The following is a 22,078-nucleotide window of genomic DNA, read 5'->3' on the forward strand; positions in this document are numbered from 1 at the left end:
ATGAGCGAAAACATATTAGAACTTAAAAAAATAAACAAATTTTATGGAGAGCTTCACGCCTTAAAGGATATAAATTTAGAGGTAAAAAGCGGTGAAGTGGTCGTGCTTCTTGGACCATCGGGCTGTGGCAAGAGCACAACTCTTAGATGTATAAACGGCCTTGAGAGCATAGCAAGCGGTGAGATCATAATCGATGGTGAAGTGATAGACGCTAAATTTAATGATTGGCAAAGGATCCGCCAAAAAGTCGGCATGGTCTTTCAAAGCTACGAGCTGTTTGATCACATGAACGTCATAGATAATGTCCTTCTTGGGCCTTTAAAGGTGCAAAAAAGAGATAGGGCCGAGGCTGAAAAAACCGCTGATATGTGGCTAAGCAAGGTTGGACTGCTTGATAAGAAATTTGCCTATCCAAAGGAGCTAAGTGGCGGCCAAAAGCAGCGCATAGCAATAGTAAGAAGCCTTTGTTTAAACCCTGAAATTATGCTATTTGACGAGGTTACGGCTGCGCTTGATCCAGAGATCGTTAGAGAAGTGCTTGATGTTATACTAAATTTAGCCAAAGATGGCATGACGATGCTAATAGTCACTCACGAGATGAGCTTTGCAAGGGCGGTTGCAAACAAGATCGTATTTATGGACGCTGGGGCGATCGTGGAGATCAGCGAACCAGAGGAATTTTTTACCAACCCAAAGAGCGATCGCGCGAAGAAATTTCTAAATTTATTCTCGTTTTAGAAAAAATAAGAGATAATTTGCCGTTTTTTCAAAATGCGTTTAGAGCGAAATTTTAACGCTCTTATTTATTTAACTTTTTTACAAGGAGAAAGAGTGAGAAAATTTAAATTTTTCTTATTAGCATTAATCGCTACCGTCTTTCTAACGGGTTGTGGTAATGACAAAGGTGCCGACACGGCAAAAGCTGCTTCAAACGAAGCTGATGCGATCGCAAAGATCAAAGAGCGCGGATATGTAAGAATTGGCGTTTTCAGCGACAAACCACCATTTGGCTATGTCGATAAAGACGGCAAAAACCAAGGATATGATATTTACTTTGCAAAACGTATCGCAAAAGACCTACTAGGCGATGAGAGCAAGGTAAAATTTGAGCTAGTCGAGGCTGCTGGTAGAGTTGAAGTTTTAGTAGCAGATAAAGTAGATATCACGCTTGCAAATTTTACAAAAACACCTGAGCGCGCACAAGTTGTTGATTTTGCGCTTCCATACATGAAGGTTTCACTTGGCATCGTAAGCCCTGAAGGTGCGGTGATAAAGAGCATCGATGAGCTAAAAGACAAAACCCTAATCGTAAATAAGGGCACAACCGCAGACGCGTTTTTTACAAAAAATTATCCTGACATTAAGCTTGCAAAATACGACCAAAATACTGAAACATTTGCAGCTTTGGTTGATAAAAGAGGTGCTGCACTAGCGCATGATAACGCCCTACTTTTTGCCTGGGCGAAAGAGACTCCTGGTTTTGTTGTAGGCGTTGAAGCGCTTGGTGATGTGGACGTGATAGCACCAGCTGTTAAAAAAGGAAACAAAGTTTTACTTGACTGGCTAAACAATGAGATCATTGAGCTTGGAAAAGAAAATTTCTTCCACAAAGACTATGATGCTACACTAAAACCGATCTACGGCGATAGCGTCAATCCAGAATCACTTGTCGTTGAAGGCGGCAAACTATAAAAATTTTGGAGGGTACTTAACCCTCCCGTTTATCTTTATTAATTCTATTTTTTATTGAATCGTAAACCAAAACCCCGAATACGGACAGTATCAAACCCGATAAAAATGCAATTGCAATTATGATTACCTTTTTAGGTTTAACGGGTTTATTTGAGATAACTATATCGGAAACTATCTGCGTATTTTGGTAATTATAGGGCTCTAATGCAAGCTCTATGAGAGATCTTTGATCTAAAAGCTTATTTAATTCCTCGGTTTGCAAATTTACTAATTCTCTTTGTAAGGACGGTAATTTATCATTAACTAAGATATCTTTTTCCGCCTGCATATTTTCTAGCTCTACGCCAACCAACCTATCTAATCTATTCTACGCATCAGGTTTAGATTTTGTTAATAATACTTGCTTTTGCTGCTCAAAAGCTATCATACTTTGCTCTAAATTTGAAATTTGACTATAAATACCTTGTTCCATCATTTGGCGAAGTATAATATTTTTGGATTCGCCTACATTTTTATTGGTGCGAAGTTTTTCTAGCTCTGCTTCATATTTTTTTAATCTTTGCATATTTAACTCTATATTCTTTCGCACCGACGGAATACTTATATCGTCTATTGCCGATATTTCGCGCTGTGCAGCAGGTATAATAGCGTCTTTCATATATGTTATTTTCCTATCTATACGAGGTATCTGCGTTGATTTTATATATTCTATCTGCTGTTGCTTTTCCACTATGACGTTGTTTTTTAAGAAATTTATCTGACGTTCTATATTTGCAAGCTGAACCTTTTTTAATTCGATATATGCGTTTATGGCATTTTGATGTTCGCTCGCCAAATCATCAACCATTTTATTTATCTGCTTTACGGCTATATCATTACTTTTTGCGACGACCTCTACGTCAAAAAACTTTTTATTATTTTTTACCTCCGATATCTTTTCTACTTTATAGTCAAGGTCTTCAACGCCTTTTAGTAAGTCGATATACTTTATCGTTAATTTTTGTACATTATCGGCAGTATTTGCTATTAAGATTTCTTCGCCGTTATCATTCTTGTAGTATCCCGTCTCAACCAAAGCCGTAGCCTTATATAGCGGCGTAGCTACAAAGGCGTATAATCCGGCCGCCAACGAAGCTGCACCGGTAGTTAAAAAGATATATTTTTTATATCTCAATACTTTTTTACCTAGTTCAAATAGATCTATCTCTTCGTCTTGATAAATTATTTGATCATTCCGTTCTGACATTTTTCCCTTTTTAATGAAATTAGCTTGCGCCTTTACGCATTAAAACAACCTTAAAGGTCTTTATGATTATCACGATATCGTTCCAGATGCACCAGTTTTTCATATACCACGCATCCATTCGCGCCCTCGTCTCAAAGTCTACGTCGCTCCTACCACTAACCTGCCAGATGCCGGTAATCCCTGGCAAAACCGCCAAGATTAGCTCGGCGTATCGCCCCATATCCTTGCGTTCATACTGCGCGCACGGGCGAGGGCCTACGATGCTCATCTCACCCTTTAGGACGTTGATTAGCTGAGGTAGCTCGTCAAGAGAACTTTTTCTGAGGAAATTCCCAAGCTTGGTTACGCGCGGATCGTTTTCGTATTTATGATATTTTTCAAAATACTCCACTTCTTGCGGATTTTTTTCAAGATACTCTTTTAAAATTTCGGCTCCGTTTTCTCTCATCGAGCGAAATTTAAGACACCCAAACAGCTTGCCGTTTAGCCCCATCCTTTGATGCGAGAAAAATATCTTGCCTCTTGGTTCGCTTATCTTCATAGCGATAGCGACCGCGCAAAAAATCGGAATCAAAAGCGGCAAAGCCATAACTATCAAAAATATATCAAGCCCTCTTTTTAGCGCAATGTTAAATTTACTCTGCAAAGAGTTATGTATCGCAAAAAGGCTCGTGCGGGAGTTAAATAGGTTGTAAATATGAGCTTGCGTAAAATCGTAACCTCTAAGCACGGGCGTGAATAAAATCTCTTTATTTTCCTTGATATTTTGCTCTATTAGCTCATTTAGCTTCTGCACGCTCATGCCGCTACCGCCTATAAAAAGCGACTCATACTCGGTCTGCGTGCGAATATAGCCTAGGTATTTATCATCAAAAATCGCCAGCTCAAACTCCTTGTTCTCGCCTAAAATTTTAGCTTTTTTTTTCCAAAAGCCTAGTTTAAAGAGCAAAATTTTAGCTATAAATTTAAAAGCCGGGATAATAAAAATCATAAAGCCAAAGCCCAAAATCAAGCTAGCTCTTGAAAAATCATAGTTTATCTTTAGCAAGGCAAGTGCAGCTAAAGTAAGCAAAAGCCCAAAAAAACAGCTCTTTACCGCTATGGCGCACTCGTGCCAAAAATCATACCTCCTAGCATAAATCCCTTGATAAAAAAACAAGGCTATCATCAAGGCATAAGCGATTCCAAAGCCCTGATACTTGGATATATCAAGCAACACGTGGTCGCCGTAAAATAAATTTTTAAGCTCGACTGCTATACCAAAAGACACCCAAATAGCCAAAAGATCGACCAAAAGAAGTATCGCTTTACAAAGATATTTTTTCATTTTTCCATCCAGATACGCGCTGCGCGAATTTCGCGCTTGGCGGCGACTATTTTATTTTTTCTTTAAATTTTTCGTATTTTTTCTCGACGTAGCTTTTGATCTCGGCTTCAAAACGCGCACGCGAAAACCTTAGCGAATTTTCCCTGATTTTTACGGGGTCGAATTTATCATGATTTTGCTCAAATTTAGCTACGGCGGCAAGCATCTCTTTTGTGTTCTGCTCCATAAAATATAACCCGCTCTCGCCGTCAATCACCGTCTCGCGAGCGCCGCCGCGACCAAAGCAGATCACGGGCGTACCGCATGCCTGCGCTTCTACGGGCGTGATACCAAAGTCCTCCTCGGCAGCAAAAACAAACGCCTTAGCCCGCCCCATGAGATCCGCCATCGTCTCATTGTCCGCAAAGCCCAGAAGCTCGACGTTTTTACCAGCTTTCGATTTGATTTTAGCCATATCGGGGCCATCGCCGATGACGAGCAGTTTTTTATCCGTCTGCGAAAACGCCTCCACGATGAGATCAATCTTTTTATACGGCACCATGCGCGACGCGGTGAGATAAAAGTCCTCTTTGGCTTCGCGCAGCGTAAATTTATCCACGTCCACGGGCGGATAGATTACATTGCTAGGCTTGCCGTAGATTTTCTCGATTCGGCGCGCGATATAGCGGCTATTTGCGACGTAGTGATCCACGCGGTTTGCGGCGCTTGCGTCCCAAAGTCGAATTTTATGTAAAAAATACTTCACTAGCGCGCCTTTTAAACCGCGATCTAGCCCGCTTTCGCGCAAGTACTGATGATACAGATCCCATGCGTAGCGGATCGGCGTGTGCACATAGGCGATGTGAAGCTGCCCCTGATGAGTCAAAACTCCCTTTGCGACGGCATGCGAACTGGATAGCACGACGTCGTAGCCGCTTAGATCAAACTGCTCTATCGCAAGCGGAAATAGCGGCAGGTAGTTGCGGTATTTACTCTTCGCAAAGGGCAAATTCTGAATGAAACTCATATGGGCACGCTTGCCTTTTAGAATTTTATTCCGATCCGTATCGCTTAAAAAATCGATGAGACCGTAGATTTCAAAATCATCCCAAATATTGGTAAAACTCTCAACGCATTTCTCCGCACCAGCATAGGTACTGAACCAGTCGTGAATTAGGGCTTTTTTCATTTAAACTCCGCCGTATTTGCAAATCTAAACAATCGTATCAAATTTTTTCTCTTTAACGCAAACAAAAATATAAACATCGCCGCCGCCAAACAAAACGAATAGGCTTCGCCCGCCGCGCGGGATAAAAAAACGAAGCAAACGCTGCAAAAAAAATCCGTCCCGATATTGTAAAAATTTACGCTGTTTATAAATTTAGCTAGCTCGCGACTTAACGCAACGTATTTTAAGAAAAGAGATAAAAATAGACAAAACATTATGATAAATAGATCGTCCGATACGACTACCGCAAGCATTATAAATATCGAAAACAGGGTCAAAATTATTAAATTTACGCGAAGCATCTGCCGCTCTTTTCGCAATGCTTTAAAATATGAATTGGTAAGCAAAAGCGTCTTTCCTTCGCATAAAAATATAGCAAAAATTATCGGCATATAATGCAGCGCGTCCGCGTATTTTGGCAGCCACAGAGCAAGCAATATCTGCATCGGATACGCAAAAAGAAATAAAAATATAAATATGGCGGATAGTCCGTCGTCTAAAATTTTAAAAATTTCATTTTGCTCGTTAGCGCTTTTATTCCGCAAAATCGGAAACAAAATCGCCGAAAATGCGTTGATAAAAAATAGAGCGAAATTTAATAACGACAATACTAGCGAAATTTTTCCGAATACTATAACGCTAAATTTCCATGCGATCATCGATCTTGCGATAAAAATCAAAAATATATTACAAAGCGTAGAGATCGTTAATCTTATACCTATTCGCATATTTTTGAATATATAAAATAAGCTTTTTACGAAGGGGGTCGTTTTTGCCTTAAAAACGTCTCTGCATAAAAAACAAATATAAGCGAAAGATATAAATCTGGCAAAAATAAATGAAAATATCAAAAACCTAGCTTTATCAAAATCTACGAAATAAACGATTGCAATGGACGATAAAACAAAAATTCTCTCTATAAGTAAAACTACGATAGACTTTTTAATCTCATTTATGCTTTGCAAAAGATTATATAAAAACGATCTAGGCACCGTAATAGCGCCCGAAATAGCGATATATAAAAATAGTCTTTTATCGAATGAAAAGGTATAGACGGCAAAAAATATAATTAGGCATTCTAGGGCATATAAAATTTCCATAGCGTAAATTTGAGATTTTAAAGTTCGCTTTAAAATCGATTCAAACCGCCTGCCGCCGTATCTTAGATATATGCCGTCGGATAGCCCGAAATGCAAAAGCTCTACGTAATTTGCGAAAAATATAAACAGCTGATAATATCCGAAACTTTCTAAAGATAATAATTTAGGCAGTACTAAAATCGATACTACGGACGTAAAAGCGAAAAATATCTGCGCTAGCGCCATGTATGAAATTTTAGATAGCAAATTCCGTCCTAAATCGTTTTTTGCATAAATTTAATCATTAAGAGACCTAGCTTTTTCGGGATCCACATCGCGCTGACCGTAAATATCCAAAATAGCGGATATTTCTTATAAATTTCATATAAATTGCGAAAGCAGTTTTCATTTCTAACCGCCGAAAGCCCGTTGCGTATCCGAATAATATTGGCGGGATAATAATATATTAAAAGTCTTTTCCTAAAAATTTCGGTTATAAATTTCGCATCGTAATTTTTCTCGATCAAACTTAACGTATCGTTTAAATTTATACCGAAAACTTTGGAAAAATTATAGTTTCCACTATTAAACTGCCTCGCCGCATAGATTTTATCAAATACGACTGCTTGCTTATCGGATAAAATTGCGCACGCTATATTCCAATATAGCTGTCCTAGATTGTTATTAGCTATCGTATTTAGGTCAATTTTATCAAATAGGCTTTTATTTACGATATTGGACGTTATAAAGGTTAAATTAGTATGCGCTTCTTGGATAAATTCCGCTTTAGCGCCGTCGTAAATTTTGAAATTCTTAAATTCTTGAAATTCCGCAGGGCTAGTCTCATCAGTAAAATTTTGAGCTTTTAAATGAACGATGCCGAATGCGGTTGGGGCATCCAGTATTTGCGCTAAATACAAAATCGTATCGTCAAATACCAAATCATCGTCGCCGAATATCCACACATATTTTCCGCGCGATAGCGAGATCGCTTTTTTAAAATTATTATCCGCGCCTATATTCTCATCGTTTTTTATATATTTTAGAAATTTATGCTTGGCGTATTTTTTTACAACGTCACGAGTCTCATCCGTAGAAGCGTTATCTAAAATCAAAATTTCAACGTCATTTCGCCCGCTTTTACGCACGCTTTTGCATAGGCTATTTAGGCTTATATCTAAAAATTTCGCCCTATTATAAGTAGGTATAGCGATGCTTAAAAGTATCTCATTCGTCAAAATTTATTCTTTCTTTCTCAAAGACCAGCGGACGATTTAGTACCTGAGTATAGATCGCGCCGACGTATTCGCCTATTATACCGATGAAAAATAAAATTCCGGACGAAACGAAGGAAAAAAGTATGATAAGAGGCGCTATGCCCACGCTCATCTCGTCCCAATATATGAGTTTTAGCACGAAATAAACGAGTCCCACCACTATGCTTAAAACGCCCGTTATCATACCTATGAAAGTCGCAAGCCTAAGAGGGACTTTGGAATTGCAGATTATGCCCAAAATCCCCATATCGTAAAGCGTATATAAATTATTTTTGGTAACTCCGCGAATTCTTATAGGCTGATCGTAAGGAATTTTAGCTACCTTATAGCCCGCTTCCGCAAGCATTCCGCGAAAAAACGGATACGGATCGTTCATCCGCCTAAGCGCCGCGATGACCTTTTTATCAAAAAGCCCGAAGCCAGTGAAATTCTTAAAAATTTCGATCTCGGAAAGTTTGGAGAGCAGCTCGTAGTAAAGCTCACGTATCTTAAACATAACGCCTTTCTCCTCGCTATCGCGCTTAATGGCAAGAACTAGATCATTGCCTTCTTGCCACTTTTCTATGAGCCCCGGTATCATCTCGGGCGGGTCTTGCAGATCTGCTACGATAGAGATCACGGCATCCCCCTCCGCCCCCAAAAGCGCATAGGTCGGGGATTTGATATGACCGAAGTTTCTAGAATTTACGATGATCTTTAAATTCTTATCATCTTTTGCAAGAGCTTTTAAAATTTCGACCGTTCTATCGGTAGAAGCGTTGTCTATAAAAATATGCTCGTATGCATACTGCGGGAATTGCGACATCGCTTTTTTAACCCTCGCATAGACCTCCTTCACGTTTTCTTCCTCGTTAAAACACGCGGTAACGACGCTAATTTTTTTCATATCATCTCCTAAAAACAAAAAATTTATTCAATATAAACGAAATTATGGCTAGCGGTACAACCAATACGAAGCCGTTTATATACATATTCTCAAATCCGAGCCGTTTAAAGAGCCATAAGAAAAATATGTTTAAGAGATATGTTATAACATATACCAAAACAAATTTAAAAATCAGCCTATTATCGCTACTACCGAATACTAGATTGCCTATAGTTTTAAAGTTAAATAATACACCCAGTATCGTAGAAAACAACACGGCGAGAGGATAATATAGACCGATATAGATAAAAAGAGCAAACAGCCCGTATCCGAAAGCGGTGTTTAGAATTCCGACGAGGAGGAAGGATATGAGTTGGCGTTTTATAGGCATTTAGACGCCCTTTTTCTTATACGAACCCATCGGTTTTTCTATAAAGATATATGATAGAAACCCAAAGAACAAACAATAACAAAGCCCTATAAGCAAATTAAGACCTATACCTAGATGATACTGCTCTATGATTTGATGCACTTTAAAAAGAACGGGCTCATGCCAAACATAAATTACAAAGGTCATAATTCCAAAATAATGTAATATGTTTTTATTATTTTTAATGTCAAATAATATATCTTTATACTCTATTAGAATAATTAAGAAAAACGTCATTAATGCAGTAAAAGTAGGTAAAAGATAAATAAATTTCTCCGCATAAAATTCTATATAGTTGTTAAAAGTATAATAGCTAAAAAAGAAATTTACGAACAATAAAAGCGCCAGTATTATTCCTATAAAAAAGCCAATATATTTAAATTTATATTTTCTACTTATATCATCTATATATAAATTTGCTAATATACCAAATAGAAATAAGTCTATATTGCAATACAATGGCTTATAGATACATCTATCCCAAAATTCGAAATCAACTGCACCACTATAATTTATTTTATATAAGGCAAATCTTTCTATTACGCCAAACGCAATAACTAAAAATAATACCTTGTTTAATCCGATCTTATCCGATATAAAAATGATAAACTGTACCAAAAAAGGAACTAGAATATAAAATTGAATTTCTGTACTCAAAGACCATAGCGCGCCATCAATATTTATATTTAGTAAACTATCGTTTGTAAACGTAGCTACTCTTATAAGCGATTTGATATTTTCTGGTCGAAAAATTTCAGGATGTACGAAAATAGCAAGGGTAAATATGCAAAAATAATATATAGGAAATATTTGCAAAATTCGGTTTTTATAGAAATATAGAATTCCGCTATCACCATAAGAATATCTTTTTGTAATAAATGCTTTGCCCATAAGAAACCCCGATAAAACAAAAAATATCCATACCCCTCCCCATGCAGATGGGTACTTCAAAAAGGTTAGATCAATATCACCCATAAATATCTTGCTTAAATTTTCATTTACCTTAGAATTATAAAAAATAATGTATCCATGTATTATAAATACCATAGCCCATGCTATAGTCCTTAATAAAAGCAGTTTATTATAAATATTTTTATTATATATGTAGTTCTTTGATAAATTAAATATATTATTTTTGTTTATACTAGATAATATTACTTTAATATTTATTAATATTAATATGACTAGTAGTATTATAAGATAAAAAGAGAAATCATAATTATTTAAATTGGTCAAAATAAAATCATTGCTTAAAATTTTTCCATTTTTAAATTCTCTGCTACCGTCAAATCCTCCTCCAAATTTTATATTACTAAATTTTGGGTATACATTAGAAAAATCATTTATAATATTTTTTCCATTAAGATTTATATATACTTTATGATCAATATAAATTATTTGTAATTTATATATTCGATTTAAGTTTGATTTGGTATCAATATTTATAGGAATACCAAATAGCTTGCCATTAGCATCTGGAAAAAGTAAATAGGCACTATCTTCACTAAATTCTAATCGCAATCCTTCATTATAATCCGCCGTTTGAAATAAGTTTTCATAGCTGTTTATTATTTTATCAATTTTGAATTGTATATTAGTCTTAAAAAAAATATTTTCGCCATTTATTGCATTAGAAGTAGACTGATATAGAGTACTTAAAGCAATATTAAGATTTTGATTAATAATTCTTTGACTTGCGATAACTACTGAAAGAGACATTACTAAAATAAACAGCAATACTATAAAAAATATATTATATTTTCTTATATACATTAATTAATTTACCTTTTTCGATAAGCACATAATTATTTTTAACATCATTAAATAGCCTACTCAGAGTCTTAAGCTTAGGAATTCTCTGTTTTATATTTTCATTATACCAATAGCTACCGTATATATCAAAAAAATTACGTTTTCCAATTTCTAATTCATAATCTCTATCTATATCGCTATCCACATATAATATATCGGCATCTTTATTCAATAATTCAATAACCTCTTTATATTCTATATCTGATACCAAAAAAGATTTTAATTCAAAATATTTTAATCCGGAATATTTCTTTGAAAAAAATTGCAATACATTATCATATTTTGAGATCATATAGATTTTACTATCACTACTAGAATATTTATCTATAAGTTTTAAAGAATCTTCAAATAACTCGAAAGAATATGTTGAAACGATGCCGCCAGCTCTCTCATGATTCCAGACATAAGTTTTATGATTATTAAAAATTAAATTAAAATTATATATATCAGAAAAGTATGAAAAAGGTAGTTTTATATAATAAAAAATTAAACATATAAAAATAATACTATGCAATACTTGTTTATATTTGATTTTTATAGCGGCTAATACAATAAAAAAAGGTAACGAAAATATAAATACATTCATGGATAGATTATCCAATTTCCATATAAAATAAGTGTATAAAAACTCCGTATAAAACAATAAAAAAATATAACTGTCTAAATACTTATATTCTTTTAATTTATTAAAAAACAAAATCAACATTAACCACTGGATTGCAACAATAGCAAGTATAAAGAAGAATAGAGTCATCGGTATATTAAATGAATAGAATCCATCCAAAAAATATTTTATGGATGGATTTTTCATTAGCGGATATTCAATATAAGAAACAAACCCTGATATTGCATAAATTGCGACTAATACTAATCTAATTATTGATAATCTTTTTTCATAAATAGTTAGTAACACATACCTTATAATAAACGTTCCAAGTAGTGATACAAAAATAAATAAGCCAAAATCATTAGACATTAAAATAGATAAAACTGCAAGTAACGATGCCAAAAACAACAAGTATTTACTTGGTTTCGGCGCACGAGATGCATAGTATAATAGCAAAACGATAATCAAGTCAAAAAAATGTCTTGTATCTATAACGCCCGGGGCATAGTGATAGGCATAATATGGTATAAAAAGAAGCCTAATACAAGCCAGAAGTATTAGACAACCCCTAAGTGTAATATCATCGAAAAGTGATACTATGAAATATACAGTGATTAAGAAGTAAACTAAATTAACAATATTTTTTGATTTTTCAAAATTGTTTATATTAAAACCACCTAACATTTCCGATATATAATCAATAGTATATAAACTAAAATAGCCATATTGAGAAAAAATTTCTGAGTTATTTCTATATGATTTTATATCACTTATTGGTAGCAACATAAAAGAGGCTTCATGCCAATAATATCTACTTAAAACTTGCATATTTTGTTCAAATATATTATAAGAAATAAAATCAACTTTATTTTTAAGCTCATCGAGTGAGCCTGCATAAAATAATGGGTACTCCAAAAACATCTTTTGCCCATTATCGTTTAATAAATTTTCTAAAAAACTATTATCCCTATAATCAGCTTCTGCTAGAGTTAAATTTAAATCTCTACTATACTGTACATTAGCTATATGCCCCTTATATATCCCAAATAGGTATGAATATCTTTTTTTATTATATGAATCAAAAACAAAGTATTTTGGATTATTAAAAAAGGTAAAGCCACTTCCTTTTTTATCATCCAACAGTATATTATCAAAAGAATTATATGTATATGAAGTTGGAGTAGGATTAAAAAGTAGGTTATTATTTATATACTTATGGTTGGATACATTAATATCTTTTAAAATAGTCTCCTCATCTATATATTTAAATTCATTGGCTAACTTATAATTTGTAGCTATACCGTAAACATAAAATAATAGTTGAAACAATATAGCAAAAGCAGATATAACAACTACGACTTTTTTTTGATTTATTTTATTTTTCAGCCGGCACAAACACGTTCTCATATTTTATTATCCATATAGCATTTAACCCATAAAACTATTGAAAAAAAGGCTGAAACCATAAATATATAAAAAAGATAAAAATTAAAAATAAAATATTTATCTTTATTAATAAAATAATATGCCCAATAATTATATTGGAAAGTTTGATGATTTGGGTCTGAAAAAATTATGAAAATAGTATACGAAACTTTGTATACTAAAACAATAAAAATAATAAACAATAAAATACAAATAGCTATTTTATTTTTACTCATTTACTAGCCAAAAATCTAATAATTATATCTATAATATACTTTATCTTTTCAGCACTCATGCCAGGATACACCCCTATCCAAAAGCTATCGTTCATTATCTTATCGGTATTCTTAAGCTCGCCTACGACGCGATAATCCTTACCCACTTGCAGATCTGCAAATAGCGGATGTCGCGTCATATTTCCAGCGAATAGATTTCTGGTTTGAATTCCCGCTTTCTCTAAATACTCGCTAAGATCGTTTCTACTAAATTTCGCTCCGTCCGCGACGGTCATCATAAAACCAAACCAACTTGGATCAGAATTTGGTTGAGGTGTTACCAAAATAAGCTCTTTTATATCTTTTAGCCCATCATATAGTCTTTTAAAATTTTCTTTGCGCCTAGCTACAAATGTAGGAAATTTCTCTATCTGAGCGCAGCCCACAGCAGCTTGCATATCAGACACTTTTAAGTTAAAGCCAAAATGAGAATATACATATTTGTGATCATAGCCTATCGGAAGCTCGCCAAATTTTTGTGAAAAACGCTTTTTACAAGTATTATCCACCCCGCTTTCGCACCAGCAGTCGCGCCCCCAATCACGCATACTTAGCATAATTTTTTTAAGCAACGGATTGTTTGTATATGTAGTGCCACCCTCGCCCATCGTCATATGATGAGGCGGGTAAAAGCTGCTTGTACCTATATCTCCCCATGTACCAGTTGGCTTACCATCATACAGAGAACCCAGCGCATCGCAATTATCTTCGATAAGCCACAAGTCATGCTTATCACAAAATTCTTTCACAGCCTTTATATTAAAAGGGTTCCCCAGGGTATGAGCTACCATAACGGCTTTCGTTTTTGGACTAAGCGCAAGCTCGAGCTTTGTATGATCTATGTTAAAATACTCAAGCTCCATATCAACAAAAACAGGAACGGCACCATATTGCACGATAGGCGCAACCGTCGTAGGAAAGCCCGCCGCCACGGTTATGACCTCGTCGCCGCGCTTTATACGACGCTCCTTCAAAAGCGGTGAAGTAAGCGCAAAAAATGCAAGCAAATTTGCGCTACTTCCGCTATTTACCAAAAACGCCCATTTTACGCCAAGCATTTTGGCAAATTCTTTTTCAAATTTTTTAGAATATGTACCGTATGTAAGCCAGAAATCAAGCGAGCTATCTACTAAATTTACCATTTCGTGCTCATCAAAAACTCTGCCTGCGTAATTTACGCGACTTTTGCCAGGCTCAAATTTAGCGTGCTGCACCGGCTCATGAACCAGTCTATAATACTCTTTTGTCTTTTCTAAAATTTCTTGTTTTAATTCTTGAGGGGTCATTTTCTACCTTTCCAAATCTCATTGATTTTTCCCAAATATGGGTCTTTTTTTATGGTATCTAAGTCTAGGCTAGTAAAATTTTGCTTAAAATATTTATGAATTTTACTGATCGCTTCCGAATGCGGCGTAAGCTTAAATTTATCTTTCATTTCAGATTTTAATAGGCTGTTGTCAGAAGTGTATTCGTTATTCAGCCCTTCATTTAGCGCGATTATCTCGGATTTAAAATCGCTCGCCTCATTTACTAGCGCAGCCAGGCTAAGCAAATCTACTTTTGTCCCGCTGCTTGCGTTGTAAATTTTATGCCGTGCATTATTTTCTATATAAAATTCCACTATGTTTAGCAGATCCTCAACATACATATAATCAAAAAATACATTTTGATTGATCGTGATGGGTAGGTGCAGCAGGTTTTTTACTACGGCATTTGTGATAAATTTATAGCGGTAATTCTCCATTTCGCCGTAAATTCCAAATAAACGAAGCTGGATAATGTTATCCGCGCAATCCTCAATGTAATGCGACGTGATAGCTTTGTAAAAACCGTATTCATCAAGCGGAAGCGCCTCTTTATAATAATCCTCGCGAGCATTTATTATCGGCTTGTGTTTTCCGTATTCCGCACCGCTTCCAAACGATATGATCTTTGCAACCTTATTTTTTTGCTTAGCAATATTGAAAAAAATCCGCAAATTGTACTCAGTCACATTTGTCATATCCAGCGTATCACGACCGCCGCCACGATTAGCTAGATGGACAATAGTATCGATTTTATAGGTACTGACAAAATCGTCAACCGCGCTTTCGTCAGTCAAATTTAGCTCGCTGCTTTTTGGAGCGAAAACGTTAAAATTTCCATTTAGCGCAAGACGCTTTTTTAGATGCGAACCGATAAAACCGCTACCGCCCGTGATGAAAAGATTCATTTGTTGCTTAGCCTTTTTTCAAGCATTTCGATTCTCTTCTCATCCTCGGACTTGATTCTGTGATAATACCTACGTTTGCTTTTAAGCCAGGCTAATTCAAATTTCACACCGGCTAAAATTCCAGCCTCCATATTATTTATGGCGTCTTTATGATAGACAATCTTTCGCGTTTCGTATTTATCAAGCAGTCCTTTAGAAATGAGATATTTAATAAAATCGCACGACTTTGCGGATATGGCTCCACCTAAACCGCATTTTAATCCCTTAGCTCTCGCTTTAGTAAAAATATTTTCACAATGTTTTAGCATTTCATCACTATCTGCAAAGCCCCTATCTTTACCCATCGAACTTGTAAAATCAACTCTTCCGATTGTTACGCCAGAAAGAGTATTTATATTAGGCAAGGATAGAATATCATCAAAATTATCATAGCAGGTTATAGTTTCTACATTGATCGCAAATTCTATGTCATTGCGATTATCCTCAGCAACAAAAGTATTTATAGCTCCCAAAAATTTACTAACGGCAAATTTTGTTTCTGCCATAGGTGCTATGATACCATTTACACCTAGAGTAATAGCGTTATATATATCGGTTACCGCTTCGACGCCTCCGATTTTCATAATAATAGGAAGCCCAACTTTAGATGTAATATCTTTTAGTCTACAAAGCTCCTCCTGCCTACTGCCTTCATTCTCGTACTCTGCTTTTATCTCAAAAACACCGTATTCGTCTTTAAGTCTTTTAAGAATATCGATCATCTCGTATTCTAAAACATTCATTTTAGCTCCTTAAAATTTTATTCTTAACATCCAGCAATGTAATGTCATTGCCAACTAGAATTCCTTTACAATTAAAATTCTTTGCCATAGCCATATCACTTTCTATCCTATCACCTACCACAACGATATGCTGTTTATCAAGCCCCCAATCCTTACATAAAATTTCTAGCATAAAAGAATTTGGCTTTCCTACTATATCCAGCTTAATTTCTTCATCAATACTACCAAGTATTGCACTTAGCATAGCATTGGCGCCAGGTCTTAAAAGACCATTTTCTACCGGAAAATTTTTATCTGTATTTGCCACTATTATTCTACGAGATTTTTGTAATGCAATAAGAGCTCTTGATAAAATTTCATAGTTAAAATTTAAATCGAGCCCAATTACCACGGCTTCACAGCTATACTCATCCTCGACATTTATGTCTACATTTGTTAATTCACTTTTAAAACCACGGCTACCAACTAAAAATATATTTCTTAGATTCTTTTTTTGCAAAAATATAGCACTAGCATAAGCTGAGGTATATATTTTATCTACAGTAGTTCTTATACCCATATGAATTAATTTATCTAAAATTTCAGATCTTGTTTTAGTTGAATTGTTAGTAAAAAACAAGACATTGTAACCATTGGATTCAAGCTCATCTATAGTTTGCAGAGCAAAATCGGCAATTTTACTCCCAAAATAAATAGTCCCATCTAAGTCAAAAACTACAGCTTTATTCATCTACTGGCTTAATTATCATATTTTTATAGAATTCTTCTCGCGGTAAAAACGGAAACATATCCTCAAGTGGCTTTGAAATCATTTTACCGTCAGGCCTTATCTCGGAGGATAATTTTGGCTCCATTTTTTCAGTAGACGAAAGCATTATTTCGCAAACTATCGCGCCTGGTTTGGATAGAATTTCCTCCAGCTCCCTTTTTAAATTTAGCTGATTTTCTATCCTACAAGCTTCAAAGCCATATGCCTGTGCTAGCTTAACGGTATCTGGAAAACTCACGCCGCTATCTTTATCCGAGCCCACCTTGTGACCTTTGAAAAAGTTATTTTGAGTATTTCTGATAGAAATATAACCAGCATTATTCAGCACAAAAATCTTGATTGGGAGCTTATTGTGAATTATCGTCTGAAACTCTTGAATATTCATCTGCAAGCTACCTTCACCCGTAACGCAAATAGTATCTTTTTTACCATTTGCAAAACAAGCACCGATTGCAGCAGGTAGGTCATATCCCATAGAAGCGCAACCTGAATTTACTACCACCTTTTGGTTCTCATATAAGCGCAAGCTCTGATACGATGAAACACATGCTGTACCGTTACCAAATACATAAACTAAATCTCGTTTATGATTAGATAGCACATCAAAAAAATTATATGAATCAACCCACTCTTTTACATTTTGCCTAAAAGGCTCAATCGTAGAATAATTCTTTCTGTAATTTTTACAAATTTCAAGCCAAGCTCCAAAATCCAGCTCATCTTTCAGCGCAGATCGCAAATCCGATATAAAAACCTTCGCATCGGATTTTATCTTAATATCTGCAGCAATAGTTTTTTTGTCTAGTTCATTTTGGTCGATATCGACTAAAATTTTTTTGGCTTCTCTGCCGAAGAATTCCCAGTTATAGCTAACTGCACGGATATTTAATCTAGCACCTATGGCAATGATGAGATCAGAATTCTGCACGACAAAATTTGCCGCTCTATTGCCGATAGTGCCATATCTACCAAAAAATAGCTCATGGTCATTTCTAACGATATCGTATCTAGCAAAAGTACTGATAACGGGGATTTTTAAAATTTTGATTAGTTTTAGAAAATCTTCATTCGCACCGGCAAGCGTTACGCCACTACCGGCAATAATTACGGGACGTTCAGCAACTTTTAACGCATCTAAAACCTGCGGGATTTTTGTATCGAATTTAGGCTCTTCTGGGATTTCAAATTCTATCAAATCCGCTTCATCCACCATAGCACCTTGTATGTCTAGCGGCACATCCAGCCATACGGGTCCGGGTCTGCCGTGTTTAGCCTCATAAACAGCTTTTTGCAGATGAAATTTTATGCTATTTTTATCAGTTATCATTACGGTGTATTTTGTGATAGGTCTTACGATGTCAACGATATTAACTTCTTGATCACCAAGCTGACGTAAATTTAACTCTGGTTGTGAAACAATGGTCGTTTGGAATTTTACCTGCCCTGATATGATCATCATAGGGATAGAATCCACCCAAGCACCGTAAATGCCAGTAATCGCGTTCGTCCCGCCAGGACCCGTGGTAACATACGCGATACCGATCTTATTTGAGACACGTGCATAACCTTCTGCAGCTATCGCACAAGCCTGTTCATGATGGTTGCAGACATACTCTAAATTTTTATTTTTACCAAGCGAATCTATTAAGTGCATATTGCCACCACCCGAGACCATGAATACAGTCTTTGCTGTATCTTTATGCTCGGCTATAAATTTTGCTATAAAATCGCTAACTTTTATCATCACACCATCTCTTTTATATAATCTTTTAAATTTTGTTCGGTATCTATTTTATTGTTTTCATAAAAACTTTTATACCATTCTATAGTTTTCTCAAAAGCAACTTTACTGTCCCACGTAGGCTTCCAGCCAAGTTTTATATTTGCTTTTGAGCAATCAAGTCTTAACAAATTTGCTTCATGAGGATTTTGCGAGTTTGCCTCAAACTTAAACTCAACTTTGTCCCAATGTTTTTTAAGCTCCAACAAAACATTGCCTACATTATAATTACCATCCTCGCTAGGACCAAAATTCCAACCATCAGCGAATTCCTTTTTGCCTTCCAATAACCTCTGTCCCAAAAGCAGATAACCGCTTAGGGGCTCAAGCACATGTTGCCATGGACGAGTAGCTTTTGGATTTCTTATTGATACAACTTCACTTTTAGATGCCGCCCTAATAACATCACAAATAAGCCTATCATTCGCCCAGTCTCCACCACCTATGACATTTCCCGCCCTAGCACTCGCAAGTAACGTATCGTGAGTTTTTTTATATTCGTCCAAATTAAAAAACGAATTTCTATACGAACTAGTTAAAATTTCGGCGCAACCCTTTGAGGAGCTGTATGGATCGTATCCACCCATAGGATCGTTCTCTCGGTATCCCCAAACCCACTCTTTATTTTCGTAGCATTTATCGCTAGTGATATTGACTATAGCCTTGACATTATTTTTCCTGCATGCTTCAAAAACTTTTAGCGTGCCAATAACGTTCGTTTCGTAAGTTTCAATAGGATTTTTATATGACAATCTTACAAGTGGTTGAGCCGCTAAGTGAAAGACGATATCTGGCTTCACCTCTTTTATAGCAAGCTTCATCTTTTCAGTATCTCTTATATCGCCAAAAATACTTTTTATGTCTAAATTTAACAACTCAAAATGGCTTGGCTTTGTTGGAATTTCATTTGAGTATCCAACTACATTCGCCCCCATACTTGTAAGCCAATACACTAGCCATGAGCCTTTGAAGCCAGTATGTCCCGTTACTAGAACACTCTTTCCGCGATAAAAATCTTCAAACATAGTTTATTACCACGTTTTCCAAGGCGCTTTGCCGCTATCCCACATTTTTTCCAAAACCTGTTTATCTCTCAAGGCATCCATGGGTTTCCAAAAACCATTGTGTTTAAATGCACAAAGCTGCCTATCTTTGGCTAAATTTGAAAGCGGCTCCTGTTCAAAAATAGTTGCATCTCCATTAGTAATATAATCAAGTACCTTTGCTTCACATACAAAAAAACCCGCATTTATCCAATTCCCATCACCTTTTGGTTTTTCTAAAAATGATGTAATAATATTATCATTATTTATGTCTAATGCTCCAAATCTCCCATCAGGCTGGAATGCAGTCATTGTAGCCAATTTACCATGAGATTTATGAAATTCAACCAAATTTTTTATATTTATATCGCTCACGCCATCTCCGTAAGTTAGCATAAAAGTTTCACCACCTATATATTCCTTAGCTCTTTTTATTCTACCACCAGTCATTGTTTCTAATCCGGTATCAAGAAGCGTTATTTTCCAATTCTCACTAAAGTTATTGTGAATAGTCATATTATTCGTTTTTAGATCAATCGTAACATCACTTCTATGTAAAAAGTAATTAGCAAAATACTCTTTTATGTAGTAACCCTTATAACCAAGCAAGATTACGAATTCATTAAATCCATACTGGCTATAAATTTTCATTATATGCCAAATTATTGGTCTACCGCCTATTTCAACCATAGGTTTTGGTCTAACAGATGTTTCCTCGGCAAGCCTAGTTCCAAAACCACCAGCTAATAATAATACTTTCATTAATTCTCCAAAAATAAATATTTTTTAATATATTACATCCATTAAAATCTTACTAATCTTGTTTTGTATTTTATTTAATACCTCTTCATTCTTAGCCTCAAATCTCGTGACGATAGTCGGCGTAGTATTCGAGGCTCGCACTAGCGCCCAGCTGCCGTCCTCAAATCTCACTCTAACGCCGTCTATGTCGATGATTTCGGCTATCTTACCTAGTCCTGCTAGCAAATTTTGCGCATCGCCCTTCTCGTAAATTTCAACCAAAACCTCTTTTAGCTTTGCAACCAGCTTAAATTTTTGCACGTCGGTCGTTTTTATTTTTATCTCGTCGGTGCTAAAGACCTTTGGCAGTTTATCAAGCTCGCCGTCTAGGTTAAAGCCCTTAGCCACAAGCTCTAGCGCACGAAACATCGCGTACGTCGCATCATCAAAGCCAAAATACCGCTCCTTAAAGAAAATATGCCCGCTCACCTCGGCCGCCATGTCGATATTTAGCTCTTTCATCGCCTTTTTGATGTTACTGTGGCCGGTCTTACCCATGAAGCTTTTACCGCCGTGCGCGTCGATCTCGTCGTACATATTTTGCGAGCATTTGACCTCGCCGAGAACTCGCGGAGTTTTCATCGCGAGGCTATATAGATAGGCTAGCTCGTCGCCTTTTATGTTGCGTTTTTTTGTTAGAACCGCGATACGGTCGCCGTCGCCGTCAAAGCCAAATCCTATGTCAAATTCACCCTTTAGCGCAGCTTTTAGATCGATTAAGTTTTTTTCTTCACTTGGATCTGGGTGATGATTTGGGAAGTTTCCGTCGGGCTGTGGATATAAAATTTTCGCATCCAAATTTAACGCCTCGCAAATTTCGGGCAACATCGCTCCAACCGCTCCGTTTGCGCAGTCAATGACGATTTTAAGCGGTAAGGCTTTTAAATGCGCAAACTGCTCTATAAAAAAATTTTTATAAGGAGTCGCGATATCAAATTTTTCAGCTCTCAAATCATCCGGGATTTGCGTTTTTGCCGCGATGTCGTCTAGCACGGCGACTTTTAACTTTTGCAAATCCTCGCCGAAGTAACTATCCTTAAAAATCGTGATTTTAAAACCGTTGTACTCTTTTGGATTATGAGAGCCGGTTATCATTACGTTTGCGTCAAATTTGTCCGTAAACACGCTAAAATATCCGACCGGCGTCGGTAGCAAACCGATATCGTAAACTTTGATCCCAGCTAAATTTAACCCGCTAACCAGCCAGCCGAAAATCTCATTTGCGCTTAGCCTAGCGTCATATCCTACGCTAACGTTTTTTGCGCCTCGGCGTAGCATTTCTCGGCCCAAATTTAACCCGATCGCCTTGACGCTAGTTTCGTTTAAATCTTGCCCGAAAATCCCGCGTATATCGTATTCTCTAAAAATTTCTTCTATCATAAATTTATCTTTTTATTAAGTAATTTTGGAATTATAGATAAAAAAATTAAATTTTTATTAATTCTAGTC

At 35.9% G+C, this 22,078-nt stretch carries 20 protein-coding genes; 2 read left to right on the forward strand and 18 right to left on the reverse strand.

Features of this window, described 5'->3' with window-relative positions; translation table 11 throughout:
• Positions 1 to 738: an amino acid ABC transporter ATP-binding protein gene (locus B9N62_RS09595; RefSeq protein ID WP_021091230.1), complete on the forward strand. Its 738-nt coding sequence runs from the start codon at positions 1 to 3 to the stop codon at positions 736 to 738.
• A gap of 93 nt (positions 739 to 831) precedes the next feature.
• The gene (locus tag B9N62_RS09600) at positions 832 to 1,692 is read left to right on the forward strand and encodes a cysteine ABC transporter substrate-binding protein (protein WP_021091264.1); all 861 of its coding nucleotides are present in this window, start codon (positions 832 to 834) and stop codon (positions 1,690 to 1,692) included.
• Positions 1,693 to 1,708: 16 nt separating this feature from the next.
• On the opposite strand, the gene B9N62_RS09605 is transcribed toward B9N62_RS09600, so the two are convergent.
• The 18 genes from B9N62_RS09605 to B9N62_RS09695 form a co-directional block, all read right to left on the reverse strand.
• Positions 1,709 to 2,044: a GNVR domain-containing protein gene (locus tag B9N62_RS09605; protein ID WP_087585297.1), complete on the reverse strand. Its 336-nt coding sequence runs from the start codon at positions 2,042 to 2,044 to the stop codon at positions 1,709 to 1,711.
• Positions 2,045 to 2,059: 15 nt separating this feature from the next.
• Positions 2,060 to 2,938 (reverse strand): Wzz/FepE/Etk N-terminal domain-containing protein, encoded by an 879-nt coding sequence (locus B9N62_RS09610; protein WP_087585298.1) that lies wholly within the window; start codon positions 2,936 to 2,938, stop codon positions 2,060 to 2,062.
• A 19-nt stretch (positions 2,939 to 2,957) separates the two neighbouring features.
• Positions 2,958 to 4,265 carry a sugar transferase gene (locus B9N62_RS09615; RefSeq protein WP_087585299.1) on the reverse strand — a complete coding sequence of 436 codons (1,308 nt, stop codon included), beginning with the start codon at positions 4,263 to 4,265 and terminating at the stop codon, positions 2,958 to 2,960.
• Positions 4,266 to 4,311: 46 nt separating this feature from the next.
• Positions 4,312 to 5,433, reverse strand: a complete 1,122-nt coding sequence (locus tag B9N62_RS09620; protein ID WP_087585300.1) for a glycosyltransferase family 4 protein — start codon at positions 5,431 to 5,433, stop codon at positions 4,312 to 4,314.
• Complete coding sequence (locus B9N62_RS10395; RefSeq protein ID WP_180382190.1) at positions 5,430 to 6,200, reverse strand: hypothetical protein; 771 nt, start codon at positions 6,198 to 6,200, stop codon at positions 5,430 to 5,432. The genes B9N62_RS09620 and B9N62_RS10395 overlap by 4 nt, the downstream gene beginning before the upstream one ends.
• 626 nt (positions 6,201 to 6,826) lie before the next feature.
• Positions 6,827 to 7,789: a glycosyltransferase family 2 protein gene (locus B9N62_RS09630; protein WP_159070253.1), complete on the reverse strand. Its 963-nt coding sequence runs from the start codon at positions 7,787 to 7,789 to the stop codon at positions 6,827 to 6,829.
• Positions 7,779 to 8,714, reverse strand: a complete 936-nt coding sequence (locus tag B9N62_RS09635; protein ID WP_087585303.1) for a glycosyltransferase family 2 protein — start codon at positions 8,712 to 8,714, stop codon at positions 7,779 to 7,781. Before B9N62_RS09635 ends, B9N62_RS09630 begins: the two co-directional genes overlap by 11 nt.
• A gap of 1 nt (position 8,715) precedes the next feature.
• Positions 8,716 to 9,084, reverse strand: a complete 369-nt coding sequence (locus tag B9N62_RS09640) for a GtrA family protein (protein WP_087585304.1) — start codon at positions 9,082 to 9,084, stop codon at positions 8,716 to 8,718.
• On the reverse strand, positions 9,085 to 10,896 hold the full coding sequence (locus tag B9N62_RS09645) for an acyltransferase family protein (RefSeq protein ID WP_087585305.1): 1,812 nt from the start codon (positions 10,894 to 10,896) through the stop codon (positions 9,085 to 9,087).
• Positions 10,877 to 12,949: a hypothetical protein gene (locus B9N62_RS09650; protein WP_087585306.1), complete on the reverse strand. Its 2,073-nt coding sequence runs from the start codon at positions 12,947 to 12,949 to the stop codon at positions 10,877 to 10,879. Before B9N62_RS09650 ends, B9N62_RS09645 begins: the two co-directional genes overlap by 20 nt.
• Before the next feature lie 250 nt (positions 12,950 to 13,199).
• Entirely contained in the window at positions 13,200 to 14,528 is a 1,329-nt protein-coding gene (rfbH, locus tag B9N62_RS09660) for a lipopolysaccharide biosynthesis protein RfbH (protein ID WP_087585308.1), read from the reverse strand.
• Positions 14,525 to 15,454, reverse strand: coding sequence for an NAD-dependent epimerase/dehydratase family protein (locus tag B9N62_RS09665; protein WP_087585309.1), 930 nt, complete (start codon positions 15,452 to 15,454; stop codon positions 14,525 to 14,527). The genes rfbH and B9N62_RS09665 overlap by 4 nt, the downstream gene beginning before the upstream one ends.
• Positions 15,451 to 16,236, reverse strand: coding sequence for an aldolase/citrate lyase family protein (locus tag B9N62_RS09670; RefSeq protein WP_087585310.1), 786 nt, complete (start codon positions 16,234 to 16,236; stop codon positions 15,451 to 15,453). Before B9N62_RS09670 ends, B9N62_RS09665 begins: the two co-directional genes overlap by 4 nt.
• Before the next feature lies 1 nt (position 16,237).
• Positions 16,238 to 16,966 (reverse strand): HAD-IIA family hydrolase, encoded by a 729-nt coding sequence (locus B9N62_RS09675; RefSeq protein WP_087585311.1) that lies wholly within the window; start codon positions 16,964 to 16,966, stop codon positions 16,238 to 16,240.
• The gene (locus B9N62_RS09680) at positions 16,959 to 18,749 is read right to left on the reverse strand and encodes a thiamine pyrophosphate-binding protein (protein ID WP_087585312.1); all 1,791 of its coding nucleotides are present in this window, start codon (positions 18,747 to 18,749) and stop codon (positions 16,959 to 16,961) included. Before B9N62_RS09680 ends, B9N62_RS09675 begins: the two co-directional genes overlap by 8 nt.
• Positions 18,749 to 19,810 (reverse strand): CDP-glucose 4,6-dehydratase, encoded by a 1,062-nt coding sequence (gene rfbG / locus B9N62_RS09685; protein WP_087585313.1) that lies wholly within the window; start codon positions 19,808 to 19,810, stop codon positions 18,749 to 18,751. The genes B9N62_RS09680 and rfbG overlap by 1 nt, the downstream gene beginning before the upstream one ends.
• A gap of 6 nt (positions 19,811 to 19,816) precedes the next feature.
• Positions 19,817 to 20,590 (reverse strand): glucose-1-phosphate cytidylyltransferase, encoded by a 774-nt coding sequence (rfbF, locus tag B9N62_RS09690; protein ID WP_087585314.1) that lies wholly within the window; start codon positions 20,588 to 20,590, stop codon positions 19,817 to 19,819.
• A 24-nt stretch (positions 20,591 to 20,614) separates the two neighbouring features.
• Positions 20,615 to 22,009 carry a phosphomannomutase/phosphoglucomutase gene (locus B9N62_RS09695; RefSeq protein WP_087585315.1) on the reverse strand — a complete coding sequence of 465 codons (1,395 nt, stop codon included), beginning with the start codon at positions 22,007 to 22,009 and terminating at the stop codon, positions 20,615 to 20,617.
• Positions 22,010 to 22,078: the final 69 nt, after the last annotated feature.

This window comes from Campylobacter concisus, assembly GCF_002165785.1.
Classification (GTDB): domain Bacteria; phylum Campylobacterota; class Campylobacteria; order Campylobacterales; family Campylobacteraceae; genus Campylobacter_A; species Campylobacter_A concisus_W.